The following is a 12,260-nucleotide window of genomic DNA, read 5'->3' on the forward strand; positions in this document are numbered from 1 at the left end:
CTCAAGATCATGGAATTAAAGCGGATTTATATTCTTCTACTCTGTGTAGTATTTAGCGGATGTTATTCGAAAACTATCTTCTTCTTCCAAAATATCCGAATGAGACCTCTACCTCCTCAAGTAGAGCAAAGTTTATATAAACAGAATGAAAAGGGATGTAACGAAAATATCCGGAATATCCTAAAAAGAATTCCTGAAAAAAATCCTACCGCCACTCATATCAGAGATTTGGAGATCTTCCAGTATAACCAAGGAATGTTCGATACATGTTATCGACTCTATTATGGTTTGGAGATCTCTCAATGAAGGTTATACACGGGATCTTCTTTCTTTTTTTATTTATATTCTCATACTGTAGCGGTGCTGAAACTCTGATATATCGCGTAGAAAGAGTTGTGCCCGCAAAAGAAAGACCGGTTTTCTCTCCTAAAAGAGTAGAAGGAGAAGATTGTGTGGTGCAAATTTTTCCATTCATGTTTTTCAGATATGTTCCTGATCTGCAAAGCGCATACAACCATGCAATGGACAAGGCTCCTCCAGGAACCCAATCCATTTCAAACGGAGAAGTTTATACAAAGGGTTTGTATCTTCCTCCTATCTTTTTATTTCGCTGTATCGTAGTATCCGGGACTCCTAGTTTCGATTAAGGTTCGAAAATTATTTCTTCCCATCTTTGTTTTAAATTTTCTTAAATACTTTAAATTTGAACTATATTGAACAGGGTCGGTCTAAAAGGTATTCGCCCCGAAAGAGGGGAAAGGAGATAAAAATGGAAGCGGTAGTTCATAAGGCAAACACGAGAGGGAAAGTTGATTTCGGTTGGTTGAAATCGAATCATACATTTTCTTTCGGAAGCTATATGAATCCGGAAAGGATCAGATTTGGTTCTTTGCGTGTATTGAACGACGATATCGTTGCCCCGGGCAGAGGTTTCGATCCGCATCCTCACCAAGATATGGAAATCATCTCTATACCGATTACAGGTGCTTTGGAGCATAAGGACAGTATCGGAACTTCAGGAGTTATCACATCCGGAGAAGTCCAGGTAATGTCAGCAGGAACAGGGATCGTTCATTCGGAGTATAATCATTCTGAAACGGATCCTGTGAACTTTTTGCAGATTTGGGTGGTACCTGATAAAAGGGGAGCACAACCAAGATACGACCAAAAAAAATTCCTTCCGGAAGAAAGGAAGAATAGATTCCAGCTGGTTGTATCTCCTAAAGAGTCTGCGGAAGGTCTTTGGATCAATCAAAACGCATGGTTCTCTTTAGGGAACGCGGAAGCAGGAAAAGAATTACAATACGAGTCCAGGAATAAGAGCGGTGGAGTTTACGCTTTTCTAATATCAGGAAAAGTGAATATTAATGGAACCGAACTTTCGACTCGGGACGGTGCAGGTTTTCCAAGAACGGATCTTTTGAAAGTGAATGCTTTGGAAGATTCTGAACTTCTTCTTATGGATGTTCCTGAGATCCAGTAAGAGACACTGAGCTGAAAGAGGCACAATGTTTTTTTCGCACAGAGCCACGGAAACACGGAGTTTAATATAGAAAACCCTCTGAGTCTTTGTCGCTCTGTGTGCGATGACTCAGTGTCTCTTAATTCTTTGTGCCTCTATTTCAGTTCTCCGGGTTCGATGAAAAAACTTCTTATAGAACCGTCCCTCAATAAACGAATTCCCAATTTTTTTCCTATGGAAGTCTCATCTAAGATCTTGTGAAGATCATCTATTGTATGGATCTCTTTATCATCTAGATTTATGATCAGATCTCCATTTCGGATCCCCGCACGGTCTGCAGGAGAACTGGTTTCTAATGATAGAACCAAGATCCCTGAATCGGAGCCTATTTTATTTAGAGCTTTGGTGAATGTTGGGATCTTTTGATTTTGGCCTGCGATCCCTAAATATCCTCTTTTGACCGAGCCGTTTGTGATCAAACGAGTGATCACATATTCTGCGGTGTTTGAGGCTACTGCGAAACAGATCCCTTGGGCAGGTAGAATGATTGCAGTATTGATCCCGATAACTCTTCCTTGGAAGTCTACTAATGGTCCCCCAGAATTTCCAGGATTTAGAGCGGCGTCCGTTTGGATCACATTATCTATCAGGCGTCCATTACGAGATCTTAATGTTCTTCCGAGTGCGCTTACTACTCCGGCGGTGACTGTGGATTCGAAACCGTAAGGGTTACCAATAGCCACCACCAATTGTCCAACTTTTAGTTTTTTGGAGTCTGTAAAGCTGGAATGAGGAAATAATCCTCCATGTACTTTAAGAACCGCAACATCCGTGTGAGGATCATTTCCCACGAGTTCGGCTTCTTTGCTGGACCCGTCCGAAAGGTTTGCCTTAATTTTTACTGCGCCATCTACTACGTGGCTATTGGTTGCTATGAATCCGTCTGGTGTTAGGAAGAATCCGGAACCGCTTCCACTTTCTCCCTTTTTGTTTGTAACTTGTAGGTGAACTACACTTGGGCCTACCGAGTCGACTGCGTGTATCACGGATTTGGAGTAGGCGTCTAGGATTTCTGCTTCGTTTATTTCTTTATCAGAATTTATATCGTTCTTCCTTTCAAAGGAAGAGAGAATGTCTGCACTCGAATTCGTAAATAATACCATAATCTTTTTGACTCCGGCTTCTATTAGAAAGTCCCTAAAAGAGAGATCTTGCTCATTTCAAATCGGAAAAATACTTCCGTTTTTGCACTTGCAGTTGGACTTGATTCTTATAAAAACATGTTCTTTCGGTTCAGGAGATCTATAGATGAGTAAGGAAAAATTCGAGGTTTCCAAAAAAGAAGGCGAAACTAAGATTGTAGGGACTATCTATTTTAGAAAAAAATAATGGTTAAATCGGCAAACTAATCCTTATACACCGCGTCCAAATTTAATCTTATATTCTAATTACTTTTTCCAATCTTCAGGTTTGGGAGACACAGGTTTATAATAAACGGTAGTAGTTCCTTGGGAGAACATCTCAGGCACAGTCCTTCTCCAGTTCACAAAATGAGGGGTTTCCAGATGAGACTTACGTTTGGATTCGCTTTCGTAAGCCTCTATGATCAAAAATCTGCCTTCGTCTCCATCGTTTTGAAGCAAATCGAATCTAAGAACACCGTTCTCTTTAAGAGATTCCTTAGAAAGTTCACTGCTGATTTCCTGAAATTCTTGGATCCTTTCCGGAAGTATTTTGTAAGAAGATACTGTAACGATCATAGTCCCCAGTTTCAATATCCGATTTTCTTCTGCCAGAAAAAAAAGATAGATGGAATCTGAATAGAATGAAAGCTTTCCTCTTATGAAAATAAAAACTCCCGTAACGGAGATGCTTGGAATCGATCTGCCCATTATCGGGGCTCCCATGTTTCTCGTTTCATACCCTGATCTAGTTGTTGCAGTTTCCGAAGCCGGAGGCCTTGGAACATTTCCCTCTCAAAACTACCGAACCATAGAAGAATTAAGAAGAGGTTTGGAAGATATCCGATCCAGGACCAAAAAACCGATCGGCGTTAACTTAATTTTACATAAAGCTCATAACCCTAATTGGGCAAAACACTTAGAAATACTTTTAGAATTCAAGGTAGAATTGATTATTACCAGTTTAGGAAGCCCTCGTTCTATTATCAATGAGGCAAAATCTGTAGGAACAAAAGTTTTCTGCGACGTAACTACATTAAGACATGCGAATTTAGTTGCTAAGTCTGGAGCGGACGCTCTGGTTGCGGTTGCTCAAGGTGCCGGCGGACATGCAGGAAATATTTCTCCTTTCAGTTTATTCCCTTATCTGAAAAAAGAGATTGGCCTTCCTGTTCTTGCAGCTGGTGCAATTAGCGGTGGAGCACAAATGGCAGCTGCGATGTCTTTAGGTGCGGATGCTGTTTATATTGGAACAAGACTTATCGCTACCAAAGAAGCTGCCGCTTCTCAAGAATATAAAGAAATGATCGTTGAGTCTGCACCGGAAGAGATCGTTTATACTGAAAAAATTTCAGGGATTCCTGCAAACTGGCTGAAACGTTCCGTAGAAAAAGCGGGAGATAATTTTCACAACGAAGGTAGTACGGATATAGACCAGGAATTTAAACGTTGGAGAGATATTTGGTCTGCTGGTCACGGAGTGGCTCAGATCAATTCCATTATTCCTGCGGGAGATGTTATAAAAGGAATGGCTGCAGAATACGCCGATATCGTAAATAAGCTGCCTAAATTAGTTTAAAACTTTAGAATATTCTAAACCCCCGATTCCGGGGGTTTTTTGTAACTTACTTTTTATCTGAAAAACTTACAGGGATTAGGTGGAATACACCGAACACAAAAACCTGAGCTGCATCTGCAATTTTAAACCCGCCTCTATCTCCAGCGCGAAAGGAATAGATCCCAACTTCTAAAATATGGATGCCTAAGATCACCCAGCCTAAAGTCAGGACGATCCCGTCTAAACTTGGATGTAAATTTGCGAGTTGTACGATTCCGCTTAATACTCCCAACCATAAAAGCCAAAATGCGGCAGTGGAAGCCTTAGATATATTATTCACTAGATTCATTCTTTTCCTCTGGAAAAATCGATTCCGAGTATAGCAATCGATACAGAGGATTTGGTCAAGAAGAAGTTCGATCGGAAACTGTCGTTAATGTGAACTTGGAATGAAAATTCCGCGGTAAATCCGGATAAGAATAGCGAACGTGATGATTTTATGATATAGGGGGCCAGGGGTTTCCCACTGGCCCTCCTCCGCCACCCGAACCTGGGTGGGGGCCGCCTTTTGCCTCAAGCGCCGGATTCGACTTCTATTTTTTCGTCTTGTTCCACTTCGTTTAAGACTGGGCTTGCGATCTTATCCAAAAGGGACTTTAGAATATCGTAATATGGAAGCACTTTGGGGCCAACCGATTTTCCGAATTTATTCTCGTAACTGGTCCTAAGTGTAGCTTCTTCATCTCCTCCCATGAAATAAGAGGAAGATGCATGTCCGTCCCATAGAATTTCTTTCGTATCACATTTTTGGATCTGTGCTTGGATAGAAATTTTGATCCCATCTGAAGAAGGTCCGAATGTTGCAGGGCTTAACCAAACTAAAAAGGATGGTGTGGATCCTTTCAGAGTTTCTTCTAATTTAAGCGTAAGAACTCCTTGGGATTTTCCCACAGGGGATTTGCAGTTTTGGTTTTTACTCGAAGGGTCAGGATAAACGATAAATTCCTTATGGTGGGCAAGTTCTTGTTCCGCCATAGATTTTACGAGTGTCGCCTCAACTTGATTCACCTTGGAGCCGGAATCGATTGCCACAGTTAGCCTTTTGAATTTGTCCAAAGAAGATTCAAAATTAGGCGCGATCCTGATTTGTTTGACCGCACAATTTGCAAATGAACCAGAAATTAAAAATAAAAGTATTAGTTTAGATCTCATTTTTTCTTTCCGGTTTTCTTTTTAGGAGCAGCTTTTTTCTTAACAGTTTTTTTGGCCTTCGGCTTTGGAGAAGTTTCTTCTATTATAAATTTGGAAACTGGTTCAGGGCCTTCTTCATCTTCAGGACCTAAGCCTAACGGCACTGCCTCGTCTTCTTCCTGTTTTCTACTTCTATATGCGAGTTCTAAAATGGCAGGAAGTAGGGTGAGTGCGATCAGTAGACAAGCAGCGATACCGATCGTTGCCACTTTTCCGATGGAATGTAGACCTCTTTGATTTGCAAGAAGTAGTGCGCTCCATCCTACTAAAGTGGTCAATGTGGATGCGATGACCGCAGGCCCAACCATCGCCATTGCTTTTACTATATCATGATCTTCTCTGAATCTATAATAGATATAGATTCCGTTCTGTATTCCGTATCCTATGATGACTGGAAATACTAGGACATTCATAAAATTTAATTTAAGATCTATGATTGACATAACTCCTACTGTTACCAAGAGCCCCAATAAAAGTGGAATCAAGGAAAGTAGGGCAGGCAAGAACGCTCTATAGAATAGTATCAGAACTATGATCACAAGTACCAAAGTAATGAAGAATGCAGCAACTCCTTCTCTTTTTACGATCATGATGAGCTGTGCAAACAGCATCAAACTTCCTGCTGTATCTGTTTGGAATGTGTAAGATCTTGCTTGGGCAATATCCTTATAAGGTCTATGCTCCAAGATCGTATCTACCGTTCCTGGAAGGATTTTTAGGGAGAGAAGTTTTTCTTTGGAGTAAGTATTCAGCGCGTTTAATAAAATTTTATTTTCCGCAGTTGAATAATTCTCTTTAACCGGATCTATTTCGGATTCCTTTTGAGTTCCTGTGGAGTAAAGGATCGCATTTAAGGTCCTTCTCGAAATTTTAGGGACTTCTAATCTACCAATAGCGGCAAAAAATTCTAATAATTTTCCACCATGCCATAAGGCTACCTTAGGATATAGGAATAATAGATGTCCTTTTTCTTTGGAGCTTGCGACTTCCTTGAACTGAGAGGAAAAATAATCCGGAACAGCAGTGTAATCGTAAGGTTTAATGGATAAGAATAATTTTGCTTTAGGCAGATACTTTCTTTGCTCTGGTTTTAAGAAGGAAGCCTTTACCGGCTTCATATCTTTTGCAAGCTGATCTAAAACTTTACGGTTTTCTAATTGTTGGGAATAAGGCGGAACAAAGTTCCAAAGAGAAACTACCTGGTCCACTGATCCGGCGATTGACTCAGGAACCGGGTTCAAATAATCGAATACAGCTTCTGATTCTTCCAAAGTTTTTACTACGATTGCTTGAGGATCGGAAGAGATATCAAAACGATCCGCTATCTCATCGTATAAGTTTACGGATTCTAAATTTTCAACCAATAGGTTTCTTCCGTTCACGTCGAATTGGACCTTCGGAGCAAAAACTCCAAAGAGTAAAACAAGCACTAAGACGCTTGCAGATAAAATTCCGGGTCTGGAATAAAATTTTCTTAATAAACCGGAAGGTGTTTGTTGTTCCTCGTTTAATAGGAAAGCTTTGGAAAGGGAAGGAAACCATTTTAAAAGAAGAGCGATCTGTAGTGCGGTAACACCATACATCGCAATTGCGATCAGGATGATCCCGTAGGTTGCTATGATTCCGAACTCGCTGAATCCTCTAAATTCTGAGAAAGATAGAACTACGAATGCGGAAGTAGTAGTTAATGCGGAACTGAAAGAAGCAATTCCCGTATGATAGATCGTATCCTTGATCGCTCTTACTATATCTTGTTTTTTAGTAAATTCCTCTCGGAATCTATATAAGAATTGGATCCCATAATCTATCCCAAGACCCATTAGAATGGAACCGATAATACTTGTGATACTATTCAATTGTCCTATGACAAGTCCGGTTAAACCGAATGTCATGAGTAGTCCACTAAGTAGAGAGAATAATAGGATGATTATAAAAAGAGGATTACGGAAAAATAATAAAAGTAGAAGGCCTATTCCTAAGAAAGAAGCGATCCCGATAGGCTTTAACGCCTTGACCAAGGTTTCATAATCGTCTTGGTTAAGTTTATAAGCTCCGGTGTAACCCGCGTAAATTCCGTCTTCTTCTATCCCTAAGGTTTTTACTAAACCTTGGACTTTTGTGTCTATTTTTTCCAAGAACTCAATGTCTACAAAGGATCCGGTCGGCTTGATGAGGACGATAAGCATCCCTTTTTCAGGAGAAATATTATACTCGTCGAATATATCTCTTTTAGCGAGTTTTTGGTATTTGGAAATAATATCCGTGAAGTCAGGATTATATTCTTCGTTAGTAAGTTTGATGAAGAATGGATTCGCTTTTTCTATTTCGTCATCTATCTTACGTTTTACTCTTTTTCGGATCTCTTTTAGATCTTCCGTTTTTAAGAATAAGGGAAGTCTATCCTGTAAAAAGGAAACATTATATCTGTAAGAAACATAACGAACCAGTTCTTTGTCTTTTAAAACTTCGGTGGCAAGTTTGTCCGAGGCCTTTTTGAGTGCGATCTCCCTGGCTTTATAATAAGAGATGTTCTTACGTTTTGCTTCGTCAGCTAGTTCCAATTCTTTCTTTTGGGTTTCCGGATCACCGTTACGTTTGGCTTGGAATGCCTTAGTAAGATGTTCCGTCATTCCCTTGTCGTCTTGGAATTTTAGAGCTACAGTGTAAAATCCGCTTCCACCGATCATTTCGATGACACGTTTTGTTTGGACAACGGATGGGTTATCGGAAGGAAGGAGCTGTAGGTTGTCGCTGTTAATGGAGAGTCTGGTGGCTAAAAGTGCGGAGATCGCCAGAAAGATAAATAGGATTGCGGAAGAAGCGGCCGGTTTGGTTAACACCAACTCGGTCGCTTTAGAAAGAAGTTTTCTCATCAGTTCTTAGCTGCTTTTTGTATTAGGGAGATAGTCCCCTTGATTCCGTTTTTCTTAATAGACGGCTCTATATTTTTAGTGCGGTTGATCTCTGTGGCGAGTTTACCTTCTGTCTCGAAATCGCTGACATACCAAGCTCCTTCTGATTCGGAAAGTATCCAGGCAAACTTGATCTGATCGGAACCCTTGTAAAGAATAGAAGAACCGATCCTTGCCTGTTTACCGTTCACTGCAGGTTTGTCGTAAGTGATATCAATCTTATCAAAATATTTTAATGCGATTGGAAATGCTTTGTTTATAATATACTCGGAGATTGCTTCCTCGAATTCCTTTCTTTCCGCTGTGGAAATTTTATGATCTCCTAATAGTTTCTCGGAGAATTTTCCCACATGGATCAAAGCTATTGCCTTGTCATTTTTCTTATAACGGATAAAGCCGATCAATTTTTTAACGGCGGATAACGTCTGCTCTTCTACCGAAACTTCGGGAGAAGTGGTTTGGGTTTCGTTAGTAGTTTGGGAATCCTGGGCGAAAAGAAGACCCGAGGAAAGTAAACAAAACAATAAAATTTGAAATAGTTTCACAGATATTACCTAAGGAAGGATCGATCCGGAAATTTTACAATCAGGTAAAAACAGACTGCATACTGGCCGGATAAATTTACAGTAATGTACGGGGAAGGCTTAAGTCAACGGAAATTAGACTTAATTCGGGCGGAGAAAATCATAGGCTTGGCTTCCACAAGAAAATGATAAAACTTTCGGTGTTAGGCAAGTTAAAATAAGAGGATGTTTCGCCTTGTACTGTTCCACTAAAATTTGAACGGTATGTTCCTTTGCCAGGTTTGCGGCCCAATCATGATAACTGATCGGTATCCCTGGATGAACAGTTTTGAGACTTCTATAACTGTCGGAGGCATCCTTGTTCAGACAGGCGTGGGTTGCAAAGGTATAATTACTATGTAGACCTTCTTCCGCATCAAAACAATTTCCGGCTTCTTCCGTATGTTCTAAGATTGGAAGAAGATTAAAATAACCTGTCTGGATCTCTTTCATACTTAAAAAAATCCAAGGATGTTCAATCGGAGCAAGAATGCTCACCATGGGATAATTCTCCGCCCAATTCGAATGAGAATAAAAATCTTGAGCGATATGTAGGGCCATTCCCAATTTCATTAGCCCAGTAAGGTGATTTGTTTCTCTGTAAGAGTCGTCCTTTAGGGTCCTGAAACGATCCGCACAACCTAGAATATTATCATTATCGCAATGATATGCATCATTATTCATGAAAGCTGCATCCGCTCTCAAATTACCTTGGACGATCAACTCCATACAGTCAATTTTCAGGTCCCAACCGGTCTTATCCGCAAATTCTATAAATGCTTCCTGTGTAATACTCGTATGAGTATGTGGGCCCTTCTTTCCAAAGGCTCTCAGAGGAGAAAGGGAAGCCAGAAAATAAACGGAAAATCCAAACACCAGAAATTTAAGAAAAATAAAGTTAGTTTTACTGCTCATATATTTTTGTAATCAAGCAATTACATATATGAGACCTTTGTATTTTTCTTAAGTAATCAAATAATTACATAGTGAATGATAAAAAGTGACATTCTTCTCCGGACATTGGTCGAGACCGAAGTTCATAGACTATATTCTATTTTTATAATGTTTTGTGGAGCTTATCGATCAGGAACCGTTCTTTTTCCAGTCCCAAATTCCATTCGATTCGAAATATTCCAGATCTTGAACGTCATCTAAGTCAGATAATACAGGAAGAAGTCCAACTTGTTTTCTGGCCCATTGTAGTTTTTCCAAACTTCTGGCAAAAACAGTTTCAGTGCTCCATTCTATCCCGTGAAAAAGTTCAGGAGTGTCCGACTTGAGTCCTACCAAATAATAACCGCCGTCTTTTGCAGGTCCTAAAACCACATCTTTATGATCCAAGATATGAAATGCTTCTTTTAGATGTAATAGGTCCAACTCAGGGCAATCGCTTCCGATCAATATCGCAGGGGCGGAACCGTTCTGGAAACAATACAAGAATGCGTTTCTCATCTTCTCTCCAAGATCTTTGCCTTCTTGTTTACGAATTAACAATGGAGAATGTCCCCAACTCCCAAGATCAGATGGATTCGGAAGATAAGAATCGAACCAAAGCACCTTAGGAATATCCAAGTCTTTGCAGGAAGATCTGGTCTTTTCGACCAGGGCCTGATACACTTCCAGTGCGGCTTCTTCCCCTATATCCTTAGCTAAACGTGTCTTAACTTTTCCCGGGACTGGATTTTTTAGAAATATATTCAAGATTGGGCCTTTCATTTTTGTCTCCGGGATGTTATGATTTTAAGGCATCTATTCCTTGGGGGACGTTTTTTCCAAGGATTTACCTGAAATAAAGCTATCTTTTGATACGATGGATTAATATTTAGAACAAGCTCTTTAATTTCAAAACGATATGAAAAAAATAAAGTCTCAAATGTTCATTATTCTATAAGGAGATATTTATGATCTTAAATCTAAAAAGAGGAATCCTACTTATTAGCTTAGGGATCATCCTGACTGGATTAGTCGGGACCGCCTGCTCACCGGGAGGAAAGGACTCATTCCCTCCTATCTTTAATTTCGGCTACCAATTGGAAAAAAGTAAAACCGGATTTTTTATTATCGTTCCAAAAGGAATTGCACAGTGAAGTCACAAAATCGTCGCTCCATTCTTCCTAAAGTCGTTCTGGCTTTATTGGTTTTTTTCGGGATCACTGCGGGTTTTAAATTTAACTCAGGTGCCAAGAAGGAAAATGCTCAATTCCCTTTATCTCTAAAATTTAAATTACTCCAACCATTACATGCAAGTGCAGACGAGTGGGGTTTTGTTCGTCAATCTGCAACATGGGCGAGAGGGAATTCCCTCTTCATGGATGATATCATTGCCGGTATTCAGTCAAATACTCTGCTCGTCCTATTAGCATCAGGTAATACTGTGACTGCCACTAATCTTAGTCTTGGAGACGGTGGAGGGGTTTTTGATGTTCGTTTAACTTTGGCTAATAGTGGAAGTGAGTTTCAGCCCAGCTCTTCGGTGTACAACACGCCAAAAACTTTTTCAAACTATCTTGAGTTAAAAGTGGCAGGCACTTCTAATATGGCTCTCCAGTTTTATTGGGATGATAATCCAAGACTTGCGGGAGGAGATGGAGCTTTATTAATTTATAATTTAGCTCGAATTGCTCCTTCAGAATGGACTGCGCAAGCGACTATTGAAAGTTATGTTTATATGCCAGATGCAGTGGGGGATTCTACATATTCCTCTCTTTATCCAAACCAAGGTTTGATCCAAACATATTCTTGGGCAGGACCTCTTGGAACTGATTCAGAGCTTGGTTTACATGCTCAGAGAGGTCGGGTAATCTTGGAAGAAATGGATAATCAAACAGTATTCTGTTTTAAAACTGTAGTTAGAGTAGATGGAACTACAAATCTACTTCCATTGACTTTTCCTAACAAAGCACTTTGCCCATCTGGCAATGCGGACGAGTATTATAAATTAGCGTATAGCCAGAAACTAACAGGGAATTTGAATGTGACGGCAAAATCCGGTTGGGAAGAAGGTGCTGTAACTTACCCTGCTACTGCGCCGACCGATACACTTTGTGGGTTAATAACAAATCTAAATTTTGGTTTGTTCGATATGAACGGCTTTGTTCGTGATGGGGTTGATAGTTCTGCAATTCCAAGTGATTACGTTCCTGCTCTTCGAGTTACTAATCTTTATGGCCGTATCGGTTCTCAGGGAAAAAGTGGCGCTGGAGATGGACATGGCGTGACATGGGATGATACGAGTAAATCCACAATCGATGGATTAAATACTGTAGTAACCTTTAAGACATCAGAAGAAAATGTTGGATCGGTAATCCCGGTAAATTAATTACGGATCATTTT

The 12,260-nt window shown here is 40.1% G+C and carries 14 protein-coding genes; 6 read left to right on the top strand and 8 right to left on the bottom strand.

The genetic code is table 11. The features are described from left to right. Positions 1-9: 9 nt before the first annotated feature. From CH377_RS17965 to CH377_RS17975, 3 genes are all read left to right on the top strand, one after another. Positions 10-306, top strand: coding sequence for a hypothetical protein (locus CH377_RS17965; RefSeq protein ID WP_100725152.1), 297 nt, complete (start codon positions 10-12; stop codon positions 304-306). Beyond that, complete coding sequence (locus CH377_RS17970) at positions 303-647, top strand: hypothetical protein (RefSeq protein ID WP_100725120.1); 345 nt, start codon at positions 303-305, stop codon at positions 645-647. The genes CH377_RS17965 and CH377_RS17970 overlap by 4 nt, the downstream gene beginning before the upstream one ends. Before the next feature lie 122 nt (positions 648-769). Beyond that, complete coding sequence (locus CH377_RS17975) at positions 770-1,483, top strand: pirin family protein (RefSeq protein ID WP_100725121.1); 714 nt, start codon at positions 770-772, stop codon at positions 1,481-1,483. Between the two features lie 134 nt (positions 1,484-1,617). On the opposite strand, the gene CH377_RS17980 is transcribed toward CH377_RS17975, so the two are convergent. Then, positions 1,618-2,625 carry a S1C family serine protease gene (locus CH377_RS17980; RefSeq protein ID WP_100725122.1) on the bottom strand — a complete coding sequence of 336 codons (1,008 nt, stop codon included), beginning with the start codon at positions 2,623-2,625 and terminating at the stop codon, positions 1,618-1,620. A gap of 285 nt (positions 2,626-2,910) precedes the next feature. Then, the gene (locus tag CH377_RS17985; protein ID WP_008597036.1) at positions 2,911-3,222 is read right to left on the bottom strand and encodes a putative quinol monooxygenase; all 312 of its coding nucleotides are present in this window, start codon (positions 3,220-3,222) and stop codon (positions 2,911-2,913) included. 82 nt (positions 3,223-3,304) lie between these two features. On the opposite strand from CH377_RS17985, the gene CH377_RS17990 reads away from it, so the two are divergent. Further along, positions 3,305-4,222 (top strand): NAD(P)H-dependent flavin oxidoreductase, encoded by a 918-nt coding sequence (locus CH377_RS17990; protein ID WP_100725123.1) that lies wholly within the window; start codon positions 3,305-3,307, stop codon positions 4,220-4,222. 46 nt (positions 4,223-4,268) lie between these two features. Here the strand turns inward: CH377_RS17990 and CH377_RS17995 are convergent, their stop codons facing one another. The 6 genes from CH377_RS17995 to CH377_RS18020 all read right to left on the bottom strand — a co-directional run bounded on the left by CH377_RS17995 (position 4,269) and on the right by CH377_RS18020 (position 10,643). Further along, the gene (locus CH377_RS17995; protein ID WP_100725124.1) at positions 4,269-4,550 is read right to left on the bottom strand and encodes a hypothetical protein; all 282 of its coding nucleotides are present in this window, start codon (positions 4,548-4,550) and stop codon (positions 4,269-4,271) included. Between the two features lie 224 nt (positions 4,551-4,774). Next, positions 4,775-5,413 carry an MXAN_6521/LA_1396 family lipoprotein gene (locus tag CH377_RS18000; RefSeq protein ID WP_100725125.1) on the bottom strand — a complete coding sequence of 213 codons (639 nt, stop codon included), beginning with the start codon at positions 5,411-5,413 and terminating at the stop codon, positions 4,775-4,777. Continuing rightward, positions 5,410-8,325 (bottom strand): MMPL family transporter, encoded by a 2,916-nt coding sequence (locus CH377_RS18005; RefSeq protein WP_100725126.1) that lies wholly within the window; start codon positions 8,323-8,325, stop codon positions 5,410-5,412. Before CH377_RS18005 ends, CH377_RS18000 begins: the two co-directional genes overlap by 4 nt. Then, positions 8,325-8,909, bottom strand: coding sequence for an ABC transporter substrate-binding protein (locus CH377_RS18010; RefSeq protein ID WP_100725127.1), 585 nt, complete (start codon positions 8,907-8,909; stop codon positions 8,325-8,327). The genes CH377_RS18005 and CH377_RS18010 overlap by 1 nt, the downstream gene beginning before the upstream one ends. A 120-nt stretch (positions 8,910-9,029) precedes the next feature. Further along, on the bottom strand, positions 9,030-9,842 hold the full coding sequence (locus tag CH377_RS18015) for a hypothetical protein (protein ID WP_100725128.1): 813 nt from the start codon (positions 9,840-9,842) through the stop codon (positions 9,030-9,032). A gap of 168 nt (positions 9,843-10,010) precedes the next feature. Continuing rightward, positions 10,011-10,643, bottom strand: coding sequence for a TIGR04282 family arsenosugar biosynthesis glycosyltransferase (locus tag CH377_RS18020; RefSeq protein WP_100725129.1), 633 nt, complete (start codon positions 10,641-10,643; stop codon positions 10,011-10,013). 185 nt (positions 10,644-10,828) lie between these two features. Here CH377_RS18020 and CH377_RS18025 point away from each other — a divergent pair, with 185 nt between their 5' ends. Both CH377_RS18025 and CH377_RS18030 read left to right on the top strand, forming a co-directional pair. Further along, positions 10,829-11,014, top strand: coding sequence for a hypothetical protein (locus CH377_RS18025; RefSeq protein WP_100725130.1), 186 nt, complete (start codon positions 10,829-10,831; stop codon positions 11,012-11,014). Then, complete coding sequence (locus tag CH377_RS18030; protein WP_100725131.1) at positions 11,011-12,246, top strand: LIC_12337 family protein; 1,236 nt, start codon at positions 11,011-11,013, stop codon at positions 12,244-12,246. Before CH377_RS18025 ends, CH377_RS18030 begins: the two co-directional genes overlap by 4 nt. Positions 12,247-12,260: the final 14 nt, after the last annotated feature.

It is taken from the genome of Leptospira haakeii (assembly GCF_002812045.1).
Taxonomy (GTDB): domain Bacteria; phylum Spirochaetota; class Leptospiria; order Leptospirales; family Leptospiraceae; genus Leptospira_B; species Leptospira_B haakeii.